General features: G+C 73.2%; 19 protein-coding genes. 8 read left to right on the forward strand and 11 right to left on the reverse strand.

Annotated elements, in window-relative coordinates; translation table 11 throughout:
- The first annotated feature begins 57 nt into the window (after window positions 1-57).
- Together H1226_RS16680 and H1226_RS16685 are read left to right on the forward strand one after the other, a co-directional pair.
- Window positions 58-2,433 (forward strand): excinuclease ABC subunit UvrA, encoded by a 2,376-nt coding sequence (locus H1226_RS16680; protein WP_258341556.1) that lies wholly within the window; start codon window positions 58-60, stop codon window positions 2,431-2,433.
- A 72-nt stretch (window positions 2,434-2,505) separates the two neighbouring features.
- A complete protein-coding gene (locus H1226_RS16685; protein WP_258341557.1) occupies window positions 2,506-4,179 on the forward strand; it encodes a hypothetical protein in 1,674 nt (557 codons plus the stop codon).
- 12 nt (window positions 4,180-4,191) lie between these two features.
- On the opposite strand, the gene H1226_RS16690 is transcribed toward H1226_RS16685, so the two are convergent.
- The 6 genes from H1226_RS16690 to H1226_RS16715 form a co-directional block, all read right to left on the reverse strand.
- Window positions 4,192-6,300: a hypothetical protein gene (locus H1226_RS16690; RefSeq protein WP_258341558.1), complete on the reverse strand. Its 2,109-nt coding sequence runs from the start codon at window positions 6,298-6,300 to the stop codon at window positions 4,192-4,194.
- A 63-nt stretch (window positions 6,301-6,363) separates the two neighbouring features.
- Entirely contained in the window at window positions 6,364-7,341 is a 978-nt protein-coding gene (locus H1226_RS16695; protein WP_258349435.1) for a glucosyl-3-phosphoglycerate synthase, read from the reverse strand.
- A 79-nt stretch (window positions 7,342-7,420) separates the two neighbouring features.
- Window positions 7,421-7,603, reverse strand: coding sequence for a hypothetical protein (locus tag H1226_RS16700; RefSeq protein WP_258341559.1), 183 nt, complete (start codon window positions 7,601-7,603; stop codon window positions 7,421-7,423).
- 179 nt (window positions 7,604-7,782) lie between these two features.
- On the reverse strand, window positions 7,783-8,484 hold the full coding sequence (locus tag H1226_RS16705; RefSeq protein WP_258341560.1) for a hypothetical protein: 702 nt from the start codon (window positions 8,482-8,484) through the stop codon (window positions 7,783-7,785).
- A gap of 202 nt (window positions 8,485-8,686) precedes the next feature.
- Window positions 8,687-9,688, reverse strand: coding sequence for a chitinase (locus H1226_RS16710; protein ID WP_258341561.1), 1,002 nt, complete (start codon window positions 9,686-9,688; stop codon window positions 8,687-8,689).
- A 17-nt stretch (window positions 9,689-9,705) separates the two neighbouring features.
- Window positions 9,706-10,719 carry a chitinase gene (locus tag H1226_RS16715; RefSeq protein ID WP_258341562.1) on the reverse strand — a complete coding sequence of 338 codons (1,014 nt, stop codon included), beginning with the start codon at window positions 10,717-10,719 and terminating at the stop codon, window positions 9,706-9,708.
- Window positions 10,720-11,015: 296 nt separating this feature from the next.
- Between H1226_RS16715 and H1226_RS16720 the strand changes: the two genes are divergently transcribed.
- The 3 genes from H1226_RS16720 to H1226_RS16730 all read left to right on the forward strand — a co-directional run bounded on the left by H1226_RS16720 (window position 11,016) and on the right by H1226_RS16730 (window position 13,451).
- Window positions 11,016-11,903: a universal stress protein gene (locus H1226_RS16720; RefSeq protein WP_224967167.1), complete on the forward strand. Its 888-nt coding sequence runs from the start codon at window positions 11,016-11,018 to the stop codon at window positions 11,901-11,903.
- A 97-nt stretch (window positions 11,904-12,000) separates the two neighbouring features.
- A complete protein-coding gene (locus tag H1226_RS16725) occupies window positions 12,001-12,702 on the forward strand; it encodes a (2Fe-2S) ferredoxin domain-containing protein (protein WP_258341563.1) in 702 nt (233 codons plus the stop codon).
- Window positions 12,703-12,836: 134 nt separating this feature from the next.
- A complete protein-coding gene (locus tag H1226_RS16730) occupies window positions 12,837-13,451 on the forward strand; it encodes a TetR/AcrR family transcriptional regulator (protein WP_258341564.1) in 615 nt (204 codons plus the stop codon).
- Window positions 13,452-13,481: 30 nt separating this feature from the next.
- Here H1226_RS16730 and H1226_RS16735 read toward each other — a convergent pair whose 3' ends face one another.
- Window positions 13,482-15,092: an FAD-dependent oxidoreductase gene (locus H1226_RS16735; RefSeq protein ID WP_258341565.1), complete on the reverse strand. Its 1,611-nt coding sequence runs from the start codon at window positions 15,090-15,092 to the stop codon at window positions 13,482-13,484.
- Between the two features lie 112 nt (window positions 15,093-15,204).
- Complete coding sequence (locus tag H1226_RS16740) at window positions 15,205-16,116, reverse strand: AurF N-oxygenase family protein (protein ID WP_258341566.1); 912 nt, start codon at window positions 16,114-16,116, stop codon at window positions 15,205-15,207.
- A 309-nt stretch (window positions 16,117-16,425) separates the two neighbouring features.
- Here H1226_RS16740 and H1226_RS16745 point away from each other — a divergent pair, with 309 nt between their 5' ends.
- From H1226_RS16745 to H1226_RS16755, 3 genes are all read left to right on the forward strand, one after another.
- Window positions 16,426-17,331, forward strand: coding sequence for an alpha/beta hydrolase (locus H1226_RS16745; RefSeq protein ID WP_258341567.1), 906 nt, complete (start codon window positions 16,426-16,428; stop codon window positions 17,329-17,331).
- Window positions 17,332-17,447: 116 nt separating this feature from the next.
- Window positions 17,448-18,473, forward strand: a complete 1,026-nt coding sequence (locus H1226_RS16750) for an SDR family NAD(P)-dependent oxidoreductase (RefSeq protein ID WP_258341569.1) — start codon at window positions 17,448-17,450, stop codon at window positions 18,471-18,473.
- 101 nt (window positions 18,474-18,574) lie between these two features.
- Window positions 18,575-19,780 carry a cytochrome P450 gene (locus tag H1226_RS16755; protein WP_258341570.1) on the forward strand — a complete coding sequence of 402 codons (1,206 nt, stop codon included), beginning with the start codon at window positions 18,575-18,577 and terminating at the stop codon, window positions 19,778-19,780.
- A 47-nt stretch (window positions 19,781-19,827) separates the two neighbouring features.
- Here H1226_RS16755 and H1226_RS16760 read toward each other — a convergent pair whose 3' ends face one another.
- From H1226_RS16760 to H1226_RS28185, 3 genes are read right to left on the reverse strand one after another with little or no spacing between them, the layout of a single operon-like run.
- On the reverse strand, window positions 19,828-20,628 hold the full coding sequence (locus H1226_RS16760; protein ID WP_258341571.1) for an ESX secretion-associated protein EspG: 801 nt from the start codon (window positions 20,626-20,628) through the stop codon (window positions 19,828-19,830).
- Complete coding sequence (locus H1226_RS16765; protein WP_258341572.1) at window positions 20,625-20,972, reverse strand: hypothetical protein; 348 nt, start codon at window positions 20,970-20,972, stop codon at window positions 20,625-20,627. The genes H1226_RS16760 and H1226_RS16765 overlap by 4 nt, the downstream gene beginning before the upstream one ends.
- A gap of 9 nt (window positions 20,973-20,981) precedes the next feature.
- Window positions 20,982-22,154, reverse strand: a complete 1,173-nt coding sequence (locus H1226_RS28185) for a WXG100 family type VII secretion target (protein WP_309148737.1) — start codon at window positions 22,152-22,154, stop codon at window positions 20,982-20,984.
- Between the last annotated feature and the right edge of the window lie 81 nt (window positions 22,155-22,235).

The following is a 22,235-nucleotide window of genomic DNA, read 5'->3' on the forward strand; positions in this document are numbered from 1 at the left end:
TCACCACCCGACCGCACGGCCGGCCACCGATCCACCGCCAGGCACCGGGAGACGTCGATGAGCAACGACCAGGGGGCGCGCCACGCCGCCGACGGCCACGACCTGATCCGGGTGCACGGCGCGCGGGTGAACAACCTGCGGGACGTCAGCGTCGAGCTCCCCAAGCGGCGGCTGACGGCGTTCACCGGCGTGTCCGGTTCCGGCAAGAGCTCGCTGGTGTTCGGCACCATCGCCGCCGAGTCGCAGCGGATGATCAACGAGACCTACAGCGCGTTCGTGCAGGGCTTCATGCCGACCCTGGCGCGGCCCGAGGTGGACGTGCTCGACGGGCTCACCACCGCGATCATCGTGGACCAGCAGCGGATGGGATCCGATCCGCGCTCCACCGTGGGCACCGCCACCGACACCGGCGCGATGCTGCGCATCCTGTTCAGCAGGCTCGGACAGCCGCACCTCGGTTCGCAGCAGGCGTTCTCGTTCAACGTGGCCTCGCTCAGCGGGGCAGGCGCGGTGACCGTGGAGCGCGGGGGCCGGACCGTGAAGGAGCGCCGCGAGTTCAGCGTCACCGGCGGCATGTGCCCGCGTTGCGAGGGCCGCGGCGGCATCTCCGACATCGACCTCACCGAGCTCTACGACGACTCCAAGTCGCTGTCCGAGGGCGCGTTCACCATCCCCGGCTGGAAGTCGGACAACTTCTGGACGGTCCGCGTCTACGCCGAATCCGGATTCCTGGACCCGCACAAGCCGATCCGCGACTTCACCGCGCGGGAGATGCGCGATTTCCTGCACCGCGAGCCGACGAAGGTGAAGGTGGAGGGCGTCAACCTCACCTACGAGGGACTGCTCCCGAAGATCCGCAAGTCGTTCCTGGCCAAGGACGTCGAGTCGATGCAGCCGCACGTCCGGGCGTTCGTGGAGCGCGCGGTCACGTTCGCGACCTGCCCGGACTGCGACGGCACCCGGCTCACCGCGGCGGCCCGCTCCTCGAAGATCGGCGGGGTGAGCATCGCGGACGCGTGCGCGATGCAGATCAGCGACCTCGCCGGGTGGATCGGCGGCCTGGACGAGCCGTCGGTGGCGCCGCTGCTCACCTCGCTGCGCGGGACGCTGGAGTCGTTCGTGGAGATCGGGCTCGGCTACCTGTCGCTGGACCGGCCCGCGGGCACCCTGTCCGGCGGCGAGGCGCAGCGGGTGAAGATGGTGCGGCACCTCGGTTCCGCGCTGACCGACGTCACCTACGTCTTCGACGAGCCCACCACCGGCCTGCACCCGCACGACGTCCGGCGGATGAACGACCTGCTGCTCCGCCTGCGGGACAAGGGGAACACGGTGCTGGTGGTGGAGCACGAGCCGGAGACGATCGCGATCGCCGACCACGTCGTGGATCTCGGGCCGGGCGCCGGGTCGGACGGCGGCGAGGTGTGCTTCGAAGGTGACGTGGCGGGGTTGCGGGCGGCGGGCACCACCACCGGCAGGCACTTCGACGACCGGGCCGCGCTGAAGACCTCGGTCCGGGAGCCGTCCGGGACGATCGAGGTGCGCGGCGCCCGCGCGCACAACCTGCGGGACGTGGACGTGGACATCCCGCTCGGCGTGCTGGTCGCCGTCACCGGCGTCGCCGGGTCCGGCAAGAGCTCCCTGGTGCACGGTTCGCTGCCGAAGGACGCCGGGGTGGTCTCCGTGGACCAGTCCCCGATCCGCGGTTCGCGGCGCAGCAACCCCGCCACCTACACCGGGCTGCTCGACCCGATCCGCAAGGTCTTCGCGAAGGCCAACGGCGTGAAACCGGCGCTGTTCAGCGCGAACTCCGAGGGCGCCTGCCCCGGCTGCGGCGGCGCCGGGGTGGTCTACACGGACCTGGCGATGATGGCCGGGGTCGCCACCACGTGCGAGGACTGCGAGGGCGAGCGGTTCCAGCCGGCGGTGCTGGAGCACCGGCTCGGCGGCCGGAACATCAGCGAGGTGCTGGCGATGTCGGTGGCGCGAGCGGAGGAGTTCTTCGGCGACGGCGAGGTGAAGACCCCCGCCGCGCACCGGGTGCTGCGCCGGCTCGCGGACGTGGGCCTCGGCTACCTCACCCTCGGCCAGCCGTTGACCACGCTGTCCGGTGGTGAGCGGCAGCGGCTGAAGCTGGCCACCCGCCTGGCGGAGCAGGGCGGCGTCTACGTCCTCGACGAACCGACCGCCGGCCTGCACCTGGCCGACGTGGAGCAGCTGCTCGGGTTGCTGGACCGGCTGGTGGACTCCGGCAAGTCGGTGATCGTCGTCGAGCACCACCAGGCGGTGATGGCGCACGCGGACTGGATCATCGATCTCGGCCCGGGCGCGGGCCACGACGGCGGCCGCGTCGTCTTCGAAGGCGCCCCGGCCGACCTGGTCGCGGCCCGCACCACCCTCACCGCCCAGCACCTCGCGGACTACGTGGGGGCCTGAGGCGGGAACTGCTCAGCTTGCCGGACGTTCACCTCGTTCGCCCGGGTGAGGCGCTTCGGTAGCATTCGGGCCGTGGGCGTGCTGCGGTGGAGCGAGTTGCTGGCCGGTTCCGCCGGCCGCTCGTGGCGCACGGTTCGAGTGGAACGCTCAGTGCTGGCGATCGTGCACAACGTGACCGCGGCTACCCGGCTGCTCGACATCCTCCCGCTCTGGGCCGCGGACCACCGCATCCAGACCGCGTTCACCTGCATCGGGTCGAGTGCTTTCACCACGGGAACCACGGAGTTCCTCGCGGCGCACGACATCATCCCCATCCCCTGGGCCGAGGCGATGTCCCAGGAGTTCGACCTCGCGGTATCCGCCAGCTACGGCGGTCCGCTGCACGAAGTGACCGCTCCGCTCTTAGTCGTACCGCACGGCATGGGATACAACAAAACGCTGGCGAAACCCGGAAGCCCGGAAGCCCGGAAGCCCGTTTTCGGATTGTCCGATGAATGGCTGCGCCACGAAGGCGAACTCATCCCCTCCACGACGGTGCTCTCGCACGTCGAGCAGGTCGACAGGCTGCGAGAACACTGCCCGGAAGCCGTCGACGTGGCGCTCGTCGCCGGTGATCCGTGCTTCGACCGGATCCTGGCCAGCGTTCCACTGCGGGAGACCTACCGGCGGAGCTTCGGGGTCCACCCCGGGCAGCAGCTGCTCTTCGTCTCCTCGACTTGGGGAGCTTCCTCCCTGTTCGGGCAGGATTCGTCGATCGTGGCCCGCTTGGCCGCCCGGCTCCCGTTGGACGAATACCGCATCGTCGTCGCGTTGCACCCGAACGTCTGGCACGGGCATTCGCCGTGGCAGGTGCGGATGTGGCTCGAGGACTGCGCCCGCGCCGGCGTCGTCGTCCTGCCTCCCGAAGAGGGCTGGCGGGCCGCGCTCATCGCCGCCGATCTCACCATCGGAGACCACGGTTCGGTCACCTTCTACTCGGCGGCTCTCGGCACACCACTGCTGGTGACCGCGGCGCCCGAGGAATCGCTCGACCCGGAATCGCCGATCGCCCGGCTCAACGCCGCGGCACCGCTGCTGGATCCGAATCGTGATCTGCTCGCGCAACTGGAATCCACCGCTCGCTCCCACCGAACCGAGCGGTTCGCCGGTGTGACGGAACTCGCCACCTCGGTGCCGGGTGAGTCCGCCAGGTTGTTGCGCACCGCGGTGTACGACTGGCTGGAGTTGGACGAACCCGATGTTCCCGCCGAACCCGTAGCGGTACCGCTGCCCGACGTGGACTTGCCCGCACCACCCGGTCAGCTCGTGAGCGTGGAGCCGGGCGTCGGCGTCGAACTGCGGGTTCGGCGATATCCGGCGGCGACTCCGGGCTCGTGGCCCTCAGCTGCCGGTGTCGTCCTGGTGGCCGGTGTCCGATCCCCGTCCCGGCGGATGCTCGAGCTCGCCGACGTCGTGTTGCACGAGGAGCCGTGCACCGCCCCGGAGCAGTGGGCGCGGGCTTCGCTGGACGCGCTGCCCGGTTGCCTGCTCGCGGTGGTTCGGACTCCGGAGGGGCGGTGGCTCGCGGTGGCGCAGGACGGTCTGGCGGTGGAGTTCTCCGCCGCTCCCGATCTCGGCGCGGTGTGCGGCGCGATCCTGCACCGGTGGTTGCGCGACCGGCTCGTTCCGAGCGAGTTCCCGCGGACGGTTCCGGTGCGCTCGGGTGACCGCCGGAGCACCCTCGGGGTCAGCGTGCAGCAGGGCTGAACCGGACCCGGCTCACGCTTCGGGCCCTGCCAGCCGCGCCTCGACCTGCTCGGCTTGCGACGACCAGCCTTGCGAGCGGTAGAGCGCCTGCGCTTCGCGCTGCTGGGCCCGTGCCTCGTCCCGATCGCCCGCGGCCAGCGCGAGCTCCGCGAGGCCCAGCCGGATCTGGGCCACATCGGTGTGCCGGCGCAATTCGAGCATGGTGTCCAGCGCTCGGTGCAGGGCTACGCCTGCCGCCTCCGCCGTCCCCAGCTCGCCGAGGCGCATCCCCAGCCACATGCGCGTTTTCGCGGTGTTGACGGCATCGCCCTTCTCGAACCAGGCCAACGCCTCCTCGAGGTGGAGCACCGCCTCGGATGCGGGAGCCACCGACCCGAGATGCATCCGTGCCACGCCCACCCGCTGTTGATTGCCCGACTTCCGCGCCAGCTCGAGGTTCTCCTCGAACAGCTCGCGGGCTCGCACGACCTGGCCGAGCCCACGGGCGGCCAGCGCCTGCGACTCGATCGTGGTGGCGGTCAGCTCCAGGTCTCCGTGGTCGGTGCACAGCTTCCGCGCTTGCGCGAACAGTTCCGCCGCGGCGGCGTACTCCTGCCTGCCGAGCGGCGCGAAACCGCGCTGGACGAGCGCGAGGGTGCGCACCAACGGCAGTTCCCGGTGTTCCGCGAGCCGTTCGGCGTAGTGGCTCGTCTCTTCGAGGTCGGCGAAGTCCTTGCTGTGCTCGTACAGCGGCCACAGAGCGATCGCGAGCACGCACGTCTCGACCCGGCCCTCCCGGTGATCATCGTCGATGACCGCCCGCAGCGTGCGCCGTTCGGCCTCCAGCCACTGCAGAGCCTGCGCCTTCTCGACGTGGGCACCGCCCGAGGTCAGGCCGGGCCAGAACCGTTCGAGCCAACCACGCCTCGGATTCATCGCGTGTCCGCAGCGCACCGCGGCGATCCGGTAGTAGCTCGCGAGGCGGTCGCGGATCCGCCGGGCTTCGGCGCTCCGGCCTTCGTGCAGCTCGGCACGCCGCCGGGCGTGCTCGCGCACCAAGCGGTTCGCCCCGTAGCGTTCCTCCCCCGTCCGGGTCACGAGCTTCGCTGCGACGAGTCGGTCCAGGTGCGCTTCGACGTCCTCCGGGTCCGCGTCCAGCCCGGCGGCGAGCGCTTCCAAGCTGATGTCCCCGTCGCCCTGGTGCTGGCCGAACGCCAGGTAGCAGCCGTGCTCCGCCGGGGAGAGCCGATCCGCGGCCGCGTCGAACACGACGTCCACCGACAGCTCCGGGTCCCGGGAGAGTCCCCGCACCAAGCGGCCTTCTCGCGAGAGCCGTGCCACGAGCGGAGCCACGGGGCGTTCGCCGCGTCCCACGAGCAGCACGGCCGCCACCGACAGCGCCAACGCCGATCCCTGGCACAGCCCGATGAGCTCCTCCACCGCCGCCGGTTCCGCGTCCACCAGGGGCGCGCCCGCGATGCGGCGCAGGAGTTCTCGCGCCGACTCCGGTTCCAGCGGGGTGATCTCCACGAAGGTGACCTGGTCGGTCGCTCGCAGTCCGCTGAGGTCCCCGACGGAGGTCACCAGCACCGCGGATCGGCCCACGCCCGGCAGCAGGTGCCGCACCTGCGCGGCACGCACGGCATCGTCGATGACCACGGCCACCCGCTTGCCGGCGCTCCACTCCCGGAACCAGGCCGAGCGCGACGCCAGGCTGTCCGGTATCTCGCGCGGCTCGAACCCCACGCGGATCAGGAACTGGCGCAGCGCCTCGCTCTCCGCCCCTGGCGCTCCGGCGCCGTCCGGCCCCGAACCCAACGGGGCGTAGAAGACCCCGTCGGGAAAGGTGTTCGAGTGCGCGAACACCCAGCGGTAGCCGGTGGCGCTCTTCCCGCTCCCCGGCGGACCCACGATCACCGCGATCGCCGGCACCTGGCCCTCGTCCGAGGGCCGGAGCAGTGCGGCGCTGATCTCCGACAGCTGCCGTTCGTTGTTGGTGTAGTGCGAGGTCGGGTTCGGCACCTGGTTTCGCGGCTCGGCCTGCCGCCGAGGCAGGTGCAGGTGCATGTCCCCGGTGAGCGTGCCCACCTGGGCAACGACCTGCGCTGATCCCGTGTTCTCGTTGCGGTGACCGTCCGCCATCGAGGCCGCCCCCTGGTTCCGTCGAAGATCGGCACCAGCATAACGCTTGGTGATCGTGCGGAGTCAGACAATCACCGAGCTCGGGTCAGTGCAGCGCCCGGCCATCGTCCGCATCGGCGGGCGGTCCTCCACCAGCACGTCGGAGCGGTGGAGCACCGCGCTGCCGTCCTCGAAGCGGAACTGGTCGAACGGAGCGGACGCCACGTCGGTGCCGACGACTCCGCACCGCCGCAACGCCGTGTCGAGGACCTGGCGCGACATCACGCCCAAGGCCGCCAAGTCCTGGTGCAGGTGCCCGCGAACTCCCAAGTTGACCTGCGCGAGACCGTCGAGTCCGTACGCGGAATGCGCGTCCAGCAGCAATCCGATCTCCACCCCGTACCCCGGTGCGAACGGGACGGACTCCAGGAATTCTCGGCGCGCCGCGTATTCCCCCGCCAGCGGCTGCACCACTCCGCTCAACTCCGGACGCAGCGCCGACAGCAGCGGGCGGGCGAGCAGCTCGGTGACCCTGCCACCACCGGAGGCCACCTCGGCGGCGGGCAGCACCGCGCCGGTCTCCAGCGGACGCCGGTAGAAACCCTTGACCAGCACCGGTTCCGCCGAACTCAGCAACGGGCCGAGCAGAGCGGGCACGATGTCCGCCTCGCACCGGGTGAGGTCGGCGTCGACGAACACCACGAGGTCTCCGTCGGTCGCGGCCAGCGACCGCCAGAGCACCTCCCCCTTGCCAGGGCGCGGTGCGCACCGCGGCAACACGTCTTCCCTGCGCAGCACCCGAGCGCCCGCCCGCTCGGCCACGGCCACCGTCCGGTCCACGGAGCCCGAGTCGACCACCACCAGCTCGTCGACCAGCGGCTGCTCGCCTGACCGTCCCGGCCCCGTCAGCGGCAAGAGGGTGGACACGACCCGGCCCACGGTCTCCTGCTCGTCCAGCGCCGGAAGCACCAGGCTCACCCGTTGCTCGCCCTTCAACTCCGCGAGTTCCGGAACCGTCCACTCAGGGCGCTGGAAGGTACGCCGCCGGAACCAATCGTGCACCGCAGGGTCCACGTCCTGCTTCCTCCCCGATCAGATCGGCGGTGATCGCTCTTGCCGGAAGCAGCGCCGAACGCACTGCTCACCGCCGCTGATCATCGCAGGGACCGCGCTCTCGTCGCGCGACCACCACCGGGCGGGCCGGTCGGCCGTGGTGCCAGAACAGGGCTTCCGGGTTCTGCTCGGTGGGCCCGTCGAGGACGGGCCGCGGCAGTCCGCGCAGGTGCCGGTCGAGGAACGCGGCGACGTAGCGGACTCCGGGCACGCGGACCGCTCAGCCGCCGCGTTCCCCGGTGGGGCGCCAGTCCGTCCCGTTCGAGCAAGCCCACCGCGTGCCGGACGCGATCCGGGGCGGGGTGGTGAGCCAGCAGGTGGCGTCCGGGTCCCAGCCCGCGAGGACCGAGGCCCGTCCCTCGTCGACGGGGACCGCGAGCCCGGCGGTCGTCAGGTAACCGGCGACCACCGCAGACCGGCGGGGCCGAGCTCCCCCATCCCCCGCGTCGTCCACGGCAGGTCGCGCGGTGGCCGCGACCACCAGATCGCGCTGAACGGGGCGTCGAGCGAGCGCGGCCACTCGTGGTGGGCGCGCCGCTCCGCGGAGATCTTCGCGGCGCGCCAGCGGGACGAGGCGCCTTCCGGCTCGACCGGTTCCGCGGCGGAGGTTTCGCCGGGGAACGTCACCGCCCACTGGTCCTCGCGGTCGAGCGGGCCCGTCCACCAGTCCGCCGCCGCGCAGTCGGCGAGCGCGGCGGCCACCGGTTCCAGGGCCGCTCGGACCGGCGGCGCGGCGGCGAGCACGTCCTTCCCGTCCGGCTCCTGCCAGTAGCGGGCGGCGGAGACCGATTCGGCCAGCGCCCGCACCAGCTCCGGCGCCTCGGGTTCGCGCGGCGGGAGCGCGGCGATCAGGCCGGCGATCTCGGCGGTCGACGGGTGCGGCGGGGATGCCACCTCCGGCCCGGTGCCGAACAGCACCGACGTGCCCGCGGCGGCGTCCACGTGGTGCGCGGCGAAGAACACCGCGCGGCGCAACGCTTCCGACCGAGCGTCGTCCGCGGGGGTCAGCACCAGTTCCAGGCAGCACCGACGGCCGCGCGGCCCGGACAGCAGGGCTTCCGCAGCGGGGAACACCTCCGCCACCCTACGCATCCCCCACCACCGTCCGCCCCGAGCGCGCACGGACGCCCGACCGGCGCCGCACCGCGACTCGTCCTCCGGGCGAGCGGATCGGCACTCCCCGACCGGCACCCCACACCATCAGTCCACAGCGGACCACGAACGCACGGACGGGGGAGCACCCTCCAGCGCTCCCCCGTCCGCCCCTCACGCACCAGGAGCGGGAACGATCGGATCACCCACCGAAGCCCTGGAAGATCTGGGTGAACTCGTAGGGCTGCTGCTCGATGCTGCTGCACGTCGGCGACACCGCGCCGCCCGGGCAACCACCGTTGTCCCGGCCGGTGGACCAGAACGACAGCAGGCCGATCTGGTTCTGCCCGGCCCAGTCCACCAGCTGCTGCGCGTGCTCCTGGGTGAACTCGTTGCCGTTGAAGTTGCGGCCGATCATCGGCGTGACGCCCAGCTTGGCCTTCAGCTCGGCCTCGTCGACGTCCGGCCAGATCTCCTTCATCTGGCCCAGGGTCGCCTCGGCCGCGGCGATGACGGCGTCACCCCACGGCTGCTGCGAACCGAACTCCATCGCCATCGGGTTCACCAGCACGTCGACGCCGTGGTCGGCGGCGCTCTGCAGCACCTGCACCGAGTACGGGTCGAGGCCGGTCTCGTCGCTCTGCACCCGCAGGGTGTAGCTGACCTGGGTGCCGCGCTCGGCCTGCAGCTTCGCCAGCGCCTCGTTCACCACGTCGTGCTGGATGGTGGCTTCGACGTCGATGTCCAGGTGGTTCGAGCCGGTGGTGTCCAGAATGGACTTGTAGGCGTTCAGCAGCTCGTCGGAGGTGCCGCAGACGCTCTCCAAGTACGGGCCCATCGCACCGCCGGTGGCGACGATGACGTCCCCGCCCTGGGCGCGCAGCTCGTCGATCTGGCCGATGATCCGCTGGTCGTCCAGCGCCGCTTCACCGCCCCACATCGGGGTGCAGCCAGCGGCGCTGCCGAGCACGAAGGCCAGCGTGAAGTGCTTCTGCCCGGTGGCCTCGGCGACCTCGGGCAGCGTCGGCGATTCCTGCATCACGTCGATGTAGGGCGCGGTCTTGATCTCGGCGGGCGCGGCGGGCGCGGCGAAGGCGGCGGGCACTGCGGGCGCGTCCGGCGCGGCGGCCGCGGCGCCGACCGCGGTCAGCGGGAGCATGGTTCCGGCGGCGACGGCCACCAGCAGCTTCGGAAGCTTCTTCATCAGGTTTCTCCTGACCATCACTGGTATTCGGCGAGGATCTTGGTGAACTCGTACGGCGCCTGCTCGATGCTGCTGCACTTCCCGTCGGCCCAGCCGCCTTCTTCGGTGCACACGCGGTCCCGGTTCAGCGCCCAGTACGAGAAGCGGCCGATCTGGTGCTCGTTCGCGTAGTCGAGCAGCGCGCGGAAGGTGTCGGGGGTGAACAGCTCGCTCGGCTGGTCGGTGTGGCCGTTCATCAGGATGACGCCGGTGCGCGCGTAGGCGGCCGCGTCGTCGTACTCGGGGTGCAGTTCGCGCAGCTGCCCGTGGAACGCCTCGGCGACGGAGATCGCGCTGTTCGCCATGTCGTCGCCGGGGCCGCCGTAGTCGAAGTCCATGATCTTGAACAGGTCGATCTCGGCGCCGATGTCCTTGGCGCGCTGGATCTCCGCCTTGCCCGCCTCGTTGAGGCCGACCGTGGTCATCGGCAGGGTGAGGGTCACGTGCAGCTCGGGGTTGCGCTCCTTCAGCGTCTTGATCGCTTCGAAGCGCTTGGTCTCGCCCGCGACGTCGCCGAGGTCGTCGCCTTCGACGTCGAGGTCGATGTGGGTGAGCTCGTACTTGTCGATCACCTGCTGGTAGGCGTCGGCGAGCGCGGCCGAGTCGGCGCAGGCGGCACCGAGCTCGATGCCGTTGTAACCGCCGAAGGACACCGACAGGTCACCGCCCGCCGCGCGCACCGCGTCGGCCTTCGCCTGGACCGCGGTGTCGGTGGCGACCTCCTGGTCGGCCTTGCCGTCCCAGGTGGGAGTGCAGCTCCCTTCGTCGGGGGCGAGCACGAACGCGAAGATGTAGTCGCGCTGGCCGCTGGATTCGATCGCCTCGGCGATGTCCTGCGGATCGTTGTCCAGCGGCATGTAGTAGGGCGCGGCGCGCAGGTCGCCCGCGGCCGCCGGGGCGGGTGCGTGGGTGGCCGCGACCGCGGCGCCGGTGAACGGCAGCACCAGCAGCCCTGCCGCGAGCGCCGCCATGCGGATCGTTCTGGTCGTCAACGGGTACTCCCCTCATACCGGTCCGGCCGGGGTGGCCGGGCGGTGGTGCGGACGAGAGATCCGGAGCGCGCCGCGCTCGGCCCCGGGTCCGGCGCGGGCGCGGTCCCGATCAACTGCCGAACGCGCAGCACCGTATGTGGACTAGACCACACCGTCAACGGGTCCAGACCACTTTGGCGTAGATGCGACGCGACCCCGTCGCCGAGCGGCGACCACCCGGTCGGTGCGTCAGCATGGAGGCCCGCCGGCCGCGGATTCCCCGCCGCTCGGCGGACTCCCACGGTGAGGGGGACGAGATGAGCGAACTCGGAACCGGACCGCTCGTGGTGGGCGTCGACGGATCGGGCACCGCGCGCGGCGCCGTCCGGTGGGCCGCCGCGGAAGCCGCTCGCCGACGCCGCGCGCTGCGCATCGTCTACGCCGACGTGTTCGCCCTGCCCGCGCTGCCCGGGATCCCCGGCGTGCGGTGGTCGCACGCGCCCCGCGCCGAAGTGCGCGCCGAGGTGCGGAAGTGGCTCGCCGACGCCGCCGAGATCGCCCAGCGGCAGAGCCCCGACCTGGAGGTGCGCACCGAATCGGTGCCCGGGTCGCCCGCCTCGGTGCTGATCGAGGAGTCGGTCTCGGCCGGGCTCGTGGTCGTCGGCGACCGGGGGCTCGGCGGGTTCTCCGGGCTGCTCGCCGGTTCCGTCGCGGTCGCGGTGGCCGCGCACGGGCACTGCGCGACCGTGGTGGTCCGCGGGCGCGGCGAACCCGCGGACGGACCGGTCGTGGTGGGCCTGGACGGGTCCCGGCAGGCGCCGCTGCTGCTGGAGCACGGGTTCGCCGCGGCCGCCGCGCACGACGTGCCGCTGCACGTGGTGCACACCTGGAACCTCGTCGGCGTCGACTCGAAGTGGATGCGGGTGGGGCTCGCCGCCGACGAGATCGAGGAGGGTTCGCACCGGCTCCTCGCCGAACTGATCAGCGGCAGGCGGGAGCACCACCCGGACGTGCGGGTGCAGCGGTTCGTCGCCAAGGGATCGCCCGCCGCGACCCTGCTGGAGCACGCGGCCGGGGCGACGCTCGTCGTGGTCGGCACCCGCGGGCGCGGCGGATTCACCGGCATGCTGCTGGGCTCCACCAGCCAGGCCCTGATCCACCACGCGCCGTGCCCGGTGCTCATCGCCCGGACGCCGAAGCGGTGAGCTGCGTCCCGGACCACTCGGAATCCACCGCCGGGTGACGCATGATCGGGCGCGGCCGTCGCACCGGCGGCCTCCCCGAGCTCCCGGAGGTCACCGGATGCCCGAACGCGACGACGTGCCGCAGCGGGCGCTGGTGCTGGTCGTGCGGCCCACCCCGTCCGGCGTGGACGAACGGTCGCTCCGGGCCGTCGTGCGCGCCGTCGCCGAGCGGGCCGGCGGCCCCGTGCTCGCCGCGCACCTCGACCAGGGCGAACCCTCGGTGCACGACGTCCTGGACCGGCTCGACGCGAACGGCGCGAGCACCGCCGTGCTCGTCCCGCTGGCGCTGCCCGACGACCGGTACCTGGCGTCCTGGCTGGCCAAGGCCGTCGCGAACTGGCGGGAGACCCGCGCAGGCGCGCTCGACGTGCGGATGGCGCGCGGGCCGGCCGCCGCCACCGGTCTCGCCGAGGCGATCGCGGGGCTCGCCGACGAGACCGCGCCGATCACCGCCTCCCCCGCCGGGTTCCGCAGCCCCTCCTGGTCCGTGCTCGACGTCCCGGACCGGCACCTGTTCGTCTGCCGCGGCCCGCGCTGCACCGCGCACGGCGCGGGGCCGGTGCACCGTGCGCTCGCCGACCTCGTGCGCGGGACCACCGCCAAGGTGACGCCCGCGGGCTGCTTCGGCCCGTGCAACCTCGGCCCCCTCGTCATCGACCACCCCGGCGGCACCTGGCACCAGCACGTCGACGCCGACGGTGCCGCGAAGCTCCTCGACCGGCGGACGGGCCGCCGAGCGGGCGGTGCCGGGTGCCGATGATCAGCCAGGTGGAGGCGCTCGGGGACTGACGTGGGCAAACATGTGATGATGTGGGGACGATGCCGCGAACCAGTGAACTTCCGACCCCACCGGACTCCGAGGCCGGGCGGCGCGGTGAGCGACCGCGCCGCCGGATGAGCCCCGAGGAACGCCGGGAGCACCTGCTCGCCACCGCCCTGCAGCTCTACGGCGAGCGTGCCATGGACGACGTGTCCGTGGACGACATCGTGGCCGAGGCCGGGGTCTCCCGCGCCCTGTTCTACCGCTACTTCTCGAACCTGCGGGAAGTGCACGTCGCGGCGCTGACCACCGTCGTGGACGAGCTGATCGAGCGCATCACGCTGCCGCAGGACGGCGACCTGATCACGCAGCTGCGCTCCGCGCTGACCGAGTTCGTCTCCTCCGTGGAGGCGTTCGCCAGCAGCTACACCGCGTTGCTGCGCAGCGGTTCCACCATCGCCACCAGCGAGACGGAGACGCTGGTGGACAAGGTGCGCAACCACGTGGTGGACCTGGTGTGCCAGCGGATCGGCATCGTGGACCCGTCCGCGCTGCTGCTGCTGACGCTGCGCGGCTGGGTGGCGCTGGTGGAGACCACGTGCGTGACGTGGCTGGCCACGCACAACCCGCCGCGCGAGGTGTTCGAGCACTGGCTGACCGACCAGCTCATCACGATGGTCGGCACCACCGCGGGCCACAGCGAGCGGGCCGCCGAGGAGATCGCGCCCCTGCTGCGCGAACTGAGCTGACCGCCGGTCCGCCCGCGCTCGGCGGCGGAGTTACCGGCCGAAGCGGCGGGCCGCGCCCAGGAGTTCCGGCACGGTCGCGAACTTGACCCGCGGGCGCCCGGTCCGCTCGCCGCGCTCCCGCTCCGCCCGGTCGATGTTCAGCATGCCGCGCCGGCCGATGGACCGGGGCGCGCAAGCGCGCACCAGCCGGTCGAACCCGGTGCGCGCCGGTTCGCGCAGGTGCCCGGCGGCGGCGTCGTCGAGCAGCGAGCCGACGGTGTCGCGCGCGCACCCGCGGTTGGTGCCGATCCCGCCGGACGGGCCGCGCTTGGCCCAGCCCACCACGTAGGTGCCGGGCAGCGGGTTCCCCGCGGCGTCGAGCACCCGGCCGCCCCGGTTCGGCACGGTCGCGGTGACCTCGTCGAACGGCAGCCCGGCGATGGGGGTGGCGCGGTAGCCGATGGCGCGGACGAGCAGTCCGGTCGCGATCTCGCCGCCGTCGCGGACCCGCACCGCGCGCACCCGGTCGGTGCCGCGGACCTCGGCCGGGGCCGCGCCGAAGCGGAACACGAGGCGCTTGCCGTCGGCGGGAGCCTCGGCCAGGTCGACGTCCTCGACGGGGAGTTCGGCGAGCAACTGCGCCTTGCCGCCCGGTTCCGGTTCGGCGAACGCCTTGCGCACCTCGGGCCCGTCCTCGACGACGGCCCGCACCCCGGGGAGGTGGCGCATGGCGTGGAACTCGGGCGCGGTGAACGCGGCGTGCTCCGGTCCGCGCCGCGCCAGCAGCACCACCTCCCGCACCCGGCTGCCGCGCAACCGCTCCAGCGCGTGGTCGGCGATGTCGGTGCCCGCGAGCTCTTCCGGGTCGCTGAGCAGGATGCGCGCCACGTCCAGCGCCACGTTGCCGTTGCCCACGACGACGGCGCGCTCCGCGGACAGGTCCACGTCCAGGTCGGCGAAGTCCGGGTGCGCGTTGTACCAGGACACGAACGAGGTCGCGGAGACGCTGCCCGGCAGGTCCTCGCCGTCCACGCCGAGTTCGCGGTCCGTGGCCGCGCCGACCGCGTAGATCACCGCGTGGTGGTGCGCGGCCAGGTCCTCGTGCGCGACGTCCCGGCCCACCTCGACGTTCATGTGCATCCGCAGCCGCGGGTGCTGGTACAGCCAGGAGAAGCCGTCGGCGATCTTCTTCGTCGACTGGTGGTCCGGCGCCACCCCGGAGCGCAGCAGCCCGCCGGGCAGCGGCAGCCGGTCGAGCATGGTGATCTCGGCGCCGGTGTCGCGCAGCAGCGCCTGCGCCGTGTAGCAGGCGGCCGGTCCGGTGCCGACGATCGCGACGCGCAGCGTGCCCGGGTACTCCGGCAGCGAGCGCGGGAAGGTCGGCGCGGTCCACTCGTTGGACACGTCCGCGGTCTCGTAGTACTCCCGGTTCATCCGGGCGTACTCGGTGTCGGCGCCGCGCAACCGGTCCACCGGGAAGATCGCGTCCACCGGGCACGCGTCGGCGCAGGCCCCGCAGTCGATGCACGCCTGCGGGTCGACGTAGAGCATGTCGGTGCGGCCGAAGTCCGGTTCGTCCGGCGTGGGGTGGATGCAGTTGACCGGGCACACCGACACGCAGGAGGCGTCGGTGCAGCAGGTCTGGGTGATCGCGTAGGCCATGGTGGTTCCTCGTCCGCCCGACGCCTGCGCGCGGCAGGTCGTTCCGTTCGCTGCCCGGTGCTCCCCCGCCCGGGCCGCCGCGGGCACCGGTCCGCGGCGGCCGGCTCCGGGCTCAGATCATGTTGATGCGGCGGTAGATCGCCATCGCCGGGCGGTTCAGCAGGCCCGCCTCGGACAGGAAGTCCATCAGGTGCACGCAGCTGTTGCGCAGCATGGACTTGCGGTGCTCGTTGCGGTGCACCGCCGCGACCGCGCGGTCGGGGTCCAGGCCGACGGAGGCGTAGACCTCCTTCTGCACCAGGTTGGAGGCGACGATGTCGGCGACCACGGCGATGAGCACGGCGCTGGCGTTGCGGCGCACCCGGCCCGCGCCGCGCATGCTCTCCTTGATCTCCTGGCGGGCGAACTTCATGTGCCGCGCCTCCTCCACCACGTGGATCTTGCTGGTGGTGCGCACGATGCCGAGCACGTTCTCGCCGCGCATCCAGTCGCGCTGCATGACGTCGAGGATCTCCTCGGCCACCAGGATCCCGCCGTACGCGGACTCGGCGCTGGCGAGCGTCTTGAACAACCGGCCGAGCTGGGCGATGAGCCGCGGCGGCAGGTAGGCGGGGACGTCCATCTTGGCGCAGGCGCGGGCGAACATGATGGAGTGCCTGCACTCGTCGGCGATCTCGGTGAGGGCGAACTGGAACTCGGCGTTGGCCGGGTTCTTGACGTACTGGTCGCGCAGCACCATCTGCTGCAGGATCATCTCGAACCAGATGCCGATGCTCATCACCGAGCACACCTCGTGCCGGGTGAGCGTGACCCGCTGCTGCTCGGTGAGCTCGTCCCACAGCGGGGTGCCGTAGAGGGTGCTCCACTCCGGGTTCAGGCCGTACTCGTCCGGGGGCAGCGGCGATTCCCAGTCGACCTCGGTGGCCGGGTCGTAGGACAGGGTGGCCGCCGAGTCCAGCAACCGCTGCGAGACGTCTTCGTCCGCGGCGGTTCGCTGCGCGGATTCCGCTGGTGCGCTGGTCATCGTTGACACCTCCACTGGGCCCTCCCACGGGCCGGGCCGGCTGCGGGCTGGTGGGGCGGCCGGGTCGGGCGCGGCACCCCTGCGAGACACGGTGTCATATTAGACAGAGTGTCAATAAGGTGTCGAGCCGTCCTCCTCGACGGCACCCGACCAGCCGAGCGCGCCCGCGCGGCACGCGGCGAACGACGGCCCGCTCGCCGCCCGGAGGGCCCGGGCAGCCGCCCGCCGACTTCCCAGTCAGTCGACTGCCTTACAGTGGGTCGTGCGCCGACCGGTCCGCCGGGCGAGGCCGACGAAAGGAGCGATCCGATGTCCGTCCTGTCCCGCCCCGCGGTGGCCGCCCTCGCCGCGAAAGCCATGCAGCGCGCCGTCGCCCGGGTCCGCCCGCCGCGCGACCGGTTCCCCGAGTTCCCGGGCCGCACCGAGGAGCTCACCGTCCCCACCGCGGCGGGCCCGGCCCGCGCGGTGCTGTACCGGCCGGACGCGACCGGGGGAACCGTGCCGCTGCACGTCAACTTCCACGGCGGCGGCTTCGTCATGGGGCTGACCGAACTCGACGACCCGCTGTGCAGGCTCATCGCCGGGACCGCGGAGGTCGCGGTGCTCAACGTCGATTACGTCCTCGCGCCGCAGCACCCGTTCCCCGCCCCGCCGCGGCAGGCGTTCGACGTGGTCCGCTGGGCCGCCGAGCACGGCGATCGGTACGGCTGGGACGGCTCCCGGCTGTCGGTCGGCGGGCAGAGCGCAGGCGGCTCGCTCGCCGCCGCCGTCGCGCGCCAGGCCTTCGAGCAGGGCGGGCCGCGGATCGCGCTGCAGGCGCTGCACTACCCGTCGCTGGACCTGGTCACCCCGTTCCGGGACAAGGGATCGCCGCTGCCCAAGCCGATGCTGCGCCCGTGGATGGCGGAGGTCTTCAACGCCTCCTACCTCCGGGACCCGCGCTGGGCCGACGACCGGTTGCACTCCCCCGCCGCACCCGGGGACACCACCGACCTCACCGGCATCGCGCCCGCGCTGGTCGTCACCGCCGAGCACGACGTGCTGCGCGGCGAGGGCGAGCGCTACGCGGAACGGCTGCGCGAGGCGGGAGCGCTCGTGCGGCACCACGTGGTCGCCGGGGCCGACCACGGCTACGACGTGCGGGACCCGGACCGGGCCCGCGCCGGCTACGACCTGATCGCCCACCACGTGCGGCGAGCGCTGCACGCGGACTGACACCGCCCACCGGCTCCCGCAGCACGGGGCGCGAAGCCCGGCGCGGGAGGCGCAAAGCCGGACGGATCCCGCGCTCGGCACCGCCCCCGGGATCCGGTCGACAGGAGGGAAACCCGATGACCGCCACCCCGCTGTCCCCCGAGTCCACAGTGGCCGAATGGCTCGACCACCCCGCGGGCGGCCCGATCCTGCGCCGGATGCTGGCGGAGAACGGGCAGAGCGCCGCGGCGCTGCGCTCGGTGCGCCGGTTCCGGATGAGCAGGCTCGTCGCGCTCAGCGGCGGGCGGCTCAGCACCGAGGAGGTGGACCGGCTGGCCGCCGAGGCCAACGCCACCGCCGTCCCCGACGCGGCAGACGCTCCCACCCCGCCGCCGCGCCCGGAGTGGCGAGAGCGCACCACGCCCGGCCGCTTCACCGGCAGCACCGCCATCATCACCGGCGCGGGCTCCGGCATCGGCCGGGCCACCGCCTCCCGCGTCGCCCGCGAGGGCGGCCGGGTCGTGGCGGCCGACGTCGACCCGGGCCGCCTCGACGCGCTGGTCGCCGAGCACGCCGAGCACGAGGTGGTGCCGGTCCGCGCCGACATCACCGACCCGGACGGGATCGCCGCGATCGTGGCCGCCGCGGACGGCAGGGTCGACGCGCTCGCCAACGTCGCCGGGATCACCGACGGGATGGTGCCGCTGCACGAGGTGGACGACGAGCTGTGGCACCGGGTCTTCGAGGTCAACCTGCACGGCATGTTCCGGCTGACCCGCGCGGTGCTGCCGCTGATGCGCGCCGCCGGGCGGGGTTCGATCGTCAACGTGTCCTCGGAGGCGGCGCTGCGCGGCTCGACGGCGGGCACCGCCTACACCGCGTCGAAGCACGCGGTGGTCGGGCTGACCCGCAGCGCGGCGTTCATGTACGGACCGGACGGGATCCGGGTGAACTCGGTGGCGCCGGGCGGGGTGGCGACGGGCATCGAGGGCGCGATGAACTCGGCGCTGGGCCGGGAGCGGATCGAGCCGACGCTGGCGGCGCTGCCGGACATCGCCGAACCGGAGCACGTGGCCGCGTCGATCGCGTTCCTGCTCAGCGAGGATTCGGTGAACCTCAACGGCGTGCTGCTCCCCTCCGACGGAGGCTGGTCCGTCCAATGAGGACACCCGTTCGCGGCGGAGTGGCGTGGGGCGCTTGCTTTCAGTCAATCGACTGAATTAGTCTCGTGGGCGCCACCACACCGCCACCACCAGGAGCCCGCGTGAGCCAGCCAGCCCCGCCGAATGACCAGCCGATCTCCACGCGCCGCACCGGTTTCGACCCGGCACCGGACGTCGCCGCGCTGCGCTCACGCGACGGGATCACCCGGATCCGCACCCCGTTCGGCCCGTCCGCCTGGCTGCTCACCCGGCACGCCGACGTGCGGCGCATGCTCGGCGACGCCGACGCCTTCCGCAACGGCTGGGGTCCGGAGGACCTGGACGGCGCGCGGCGCGACCCGCGGCAGCTCTCCGGGGAGCGCAGCGGCAACCTGCTCGCGCTCGACCCGCCGGACCACACCCGGCTGCGCCGGATGCTCACCCCCGAGTTCACCGTCCGCCGGATGCGTCGCCTCGAACCGCGCATCGTCGAGATCGTCGACGAGCACCTGGACGCGCTCGAACGGCACGGCCCGCCCGCCGACCTCGTCGCCGAGTACGCGCTGCCGATCCCCTCGCTGGTCATCTGCGAACTGCTCGGCGTGCCGCCCACCGACCGGCCCGAGTTCCAGGAACGCACCAACCGCCAGCTCGACACCACCCTCCCGGAGGAGGAGAAGGTCGAGCTGTCCCGGCAGTCCCTCGCGTACATGACCGAGCTCGTCGCCCGGGCGCGGCAGGACCCGGGCGAGGACCTGCTCGGCATGCTCATCCGGGACCACGACGCGGAGCTGAGCAACGCCGAGCTGATCGGCATCGGGAACCTGCTGCTCGTCGCCGGGCACGAGACCACCTCGAACATGCTCGGCCTCGGCACGCTCGCGCTGCTGCGCCATCCCGAGCAGCTGCGCATCGTGCGCGACGAACCGGACCGCGTCCCGGGCGCCGTCGAAGAACTGCTGCGGTGGCTCAGCGTCGTCGGCAGCGGGTCGCCGCGGATGGCGACCCGGGACGTGGAGCTGGCGGGCGCCACGATCCGCCGCGGTGACCTCGTGTCGTTCAACCTGCCCGCCGCCAACCGGGACCCGGAACTGCTCGACGACCCTGAGCTGCTGGACGTGACGCGGTCCGCGAGCCCGCACGTCGGCTTCGGGCACGGCATCCACCACTGCATCGGCGCGCCGCTGGCGCGGATGGAGATGCGCATCGCGTTCCCCGCGCTGCTGCGGCGATTCCCGCAGCTGCGGCTGGCGATCCCGGAGGACGAGGTGGCGTTCGCCAGCGACCACGCCATCTACGGCCTCAAGGAACTCCCGATCACCTGGTGAACCGGAGCGCCGAGCTGGGGCGGCCGGGGCCCGCGGCGGCCGGCCGCTCAGCGGGCCGACCTGGCGGCGCCCACCAGCTCGGTGACCGCGACCTCCAGATCGGGCGGGCGCAACGGGTTGACGCTCACCCAGCCGCCCGCGGTGCCGATCCGCAGCCGCCCGGCCGGACCGTCCACCCAGGACAGTTCGGTGCCGTCCCGGACCACGCCGCCCCGGCCGCGCCGGGTGGCGCCGAGCTGTCCGCGCCCGGTCACCACCGGCAGCACCCGGACGAGCTGGTCGAGCTGCGCGGGATCGCCGCCGCAGTCGCGCACCAGCTCCCGGAGCCGCCGCTGCCGTTCGGCGTCCCGGTCCACCTCGTCGAGCACCCCGGCCGCCCCGTGCACCGCCCGCGCGGGCAGGGTGATCGGCATCGTGCGGGCCCCGCCGAGCCTCGGCAGCATCGCCAGCACGGCGCGGACCAGGTCGTCCTGCCCGATCCAGCGCACCTCCACCTGGTCGGACAGCGCATCGCCGAGCGGGCGGAGGCAGAGCACCGCCCACGACCGGTGCAGCAGCACCGCGACCGCGGTGGTCCCGTCCGGCCCGGTGAGCAGCAGGTCGATCGCCGCCCGGTGCGCCCCCAGCGCGTCCGCCAGGTCCGCCGCCGCCCCGGTGGGACCGGAACCGTCGGCGAGGCCGCGCAGCTCCAGCGTCTGACCGGCCGTGCGCAGCAGCACCTCCCGCTCGCCCGCGATCCGGCCGAACGACGGCACCTGCAGCGGGAACGGGCAGGCCACCCCGGCGTGCGTGGCGAGCAGGTCCAGCTCGACCAGCCCGAACCGGACGCCCTCGGCGGTGGCGATCACGATTCGCCCCCGGCCGCCGCGCGCAGCGCCCGGCTGGCCTCCGCCTCGCGGTCCCGGTAGCCGGTCACGGTCCGGCGCAGCGCGGTGTGGAACTCGTTGACGCCGGTGTCGGTGGCACCGACCTCCCCGGTCAGGCCGGTCGCGCCCGCTTCCGCGCGCAACCGCATCGCCAGGTGCAGCGCCGGTGGCGCCGTGCCGCGCAGCGGCAGCCGCTGCGCCAGTTCACCCGCGGTGCGCACCAGGCCCGCGGTGTCCTCGCCGATCGCGGCGAGCGCGGCGACCTGCGCGTCCAATTCTTCCGGTGTCAGCTGGAAACCGCCGCCCGGAACGTCCCCAGTGGTCATGCTCGATCCTCACTCCCCGATCACCGGGGGCATCACCGGCTCGTCGACGTCGAAGAGCCGCTGGTCGACGACGGGCAACCGGTTGCGGTGCTCGCCGGATTCCTCGTCCCGGCCCCGGGTGCCCGCCCCGGCCGGGGCCATGCCGCCGCGTCCACCGGACCGGCCCGCCGGGGACGCGCCCAGCGCGGCACCGCCGAACCGCCCGGCCGCACCGCCGATCCCCGCACGCCCACCGGGTGCCAGCGCCGCGTCGAGCGGTCCGCCGCCGACGAGCTTCCCCCACGGCACCCCGCCACCGGACGCACCGCCGAACCCGCCACCGGTGCCCGCCGCCGAGCTCGCGCCGAACCCCGCCGCGGTCGTCGCTGCGGGCTCCTCCCCCGCCTCGGCCGCACCCCCGGCACCGGCCGAGGCGGAGGTGATGTTCCGGCTGCTGCCCGCGAGGCACTGCTCGTAGCGCTGCATCACGTGCACCGCCTGCGCCTTCTGCTCGGCGGCGGCCACGCTGGCCAGGAACGCGCTGCCCGCGCCACCCGCGATGCCGCCGACGGCGGCGCCCATCATCGCGCCCGGGCCGGCGCCGACCCCCGCGGCACCCGCGCCGAGCGCCCCGCCGACGACGGTGCCGACCGCGGTGCCCGCGGCGGACCCGGCCGACCCGGCCGCCACCGGATCGACGCCCGGCGGCGGCATCTCGTTGCGCGCCGATTCGAGCGCGTCCCCCGCTTCCCGGGTCGCGCGCCCCACCGCGCCCGCGCGGGAGCCCGCGGCTCCGGTCCGCTCACCGAGGTCGCCGAGCGCACCGGAGGCCTGCCGGGCCGCCTGCCCGTCCCAGTTCCGCTCCAGCGCCCCCCGCTGGCCGCGGAGCCCGTCGGCGTGGCCGGTGAGCTCGGTGCCGTGGCGCTGCCACTCGTCGGCGACCCGGCCGACGTCACCGACGTCGGCGCCCTGCCACAGCATGTCGTAGAGCTGCTGGTGCGAGTACGCGTTCCAGTTCGTCCCGCCCTCCGCGAGCGGTGAGCCGAAGTAACCCTCCCAGGCGTTGCGCAGCGCCTCGACCACCGGCTGGGCCAGCACACCCGCCGGTCCGGCCTGCGCGAGCACCGCCACGGCCGCGTCGGCGAGGTCCTGCACCCCGTCCGAGGCCGTGCTGATCAGTTCATCGGCACCGTCGTCCGCCATGTCCCGTTCCATCTCCCCCAGGCGTGCGTGGAAAGCGACGAGGGAAAGCTATGGGGTGGCGATGAATTTTCGATGAAGCGC

Source organism: Saccharopolyspora gregorii (genome assembly GCF_024734405.1).
GTDB classification, from domain to species: domain Bacteria; phylum Actinomycetota; class Actinomycetes; order Mycobacteriales; family Pseudonocardiaceae; genus Saccharopolyspora_C; species Saccharopolyspora_C gregorii.

Excerpts from the sequence above, each read along its gene's own strand:
- H1226_RS16680 (WP_258341556.1), top strand. The coding sequence starts at position 58 with ATGAGCAACGACCAGGGGGCGCGCCACGCCGCCGACGGCCACGACCTG.
- H1226_RS16690 (WP_258341558.1), bottom strand. The coding sequence starts at position 6,300 with ATGGCGGACGGTCACCGCAACGAGAACACGGGATCAGCGCAGGTCGTT.
- H1226_RS16705 (WP_258341560.1), bottom strand. The coding sequence starts at position 8,484 with ATGCGTAGGGTGGCGGAGGTGTTCCCCGCTGCGGAAGCCCTGCTGTCC.
- H1226_RS16710 (WP_258341561.1), bottom strand. The coding sequence starts at position 9,688 with ATGAAGAAGCTTCCGAAGCTGCTGGTGGCCGTCGCCGCCGGAACCATG.
- H1226_RS16720 (WP_224967167.1), top strand. The coding sequence starts at position 11,016 with ATGAGCGAACTCGGAACCGGACCGCTCGTGGTGGGCGTCGACGGATCG.
- H1226_RS16725 (WP_258341563.1), top strand. The coding sequence starts at position 12,001 with ATGCCCGAACGCGACGACGTGCCGCAGCGGGCGCTGGTGCTGGTCGTG.
- H1226_RS16730 (WP_258341564.1), top strand. The coding sequence starts at position 12,837 with ATGAGCCCCGAGGAACGCCGGGAGCACCTGCTCGCCACCGCCCTGCAG.
- H1226_RS16735 (WP_258341565.1), bottom strand. The coding sequence starts at position 15,092 with ATGGCCTACGCGATCACCCAGACCTGCTGCACCGACGCCTCCTGCGTG.
- H1226_RS16740 (WP_258341566.1), bottom strand. The coding sequence starts at position 16,116 with ATGACCAGCGCACCAGCGGAATCCGCGCAGCGAACCGCCGCGGACGAA.
- H1226_RS16745 (WP_258341567.1), top strand. The coding sequence starts at position 16,426 with ATGTCCGTCCTGTCCCGCCCCGCGGTGGCCGCCCTCGCCGCGAAAGCC.
- H1226_RS16750 (WP_258341569.1), top strand. The coding sequence starts at position 17,448 with ATGACCGCCACCCCGCTGTCCCCCGAGTCCACAGTGGCCGAATGGCTC.
- H1226_RS16765 (WP_258341572.1), bottom strand. The coding sequence starts at position 20,972 with ATGACCACTGGGGACGTTCCGGGCGGCGGTTTCCAGCTGACACCGGAA.
- H1226_RS28185 (WP_309148737.1), bottom strand. The coding sequence starts at position 22,154 with ATGGCGGACGACGGTGCCGATGAACTGATCAGCACGGCCTCGGACGGG.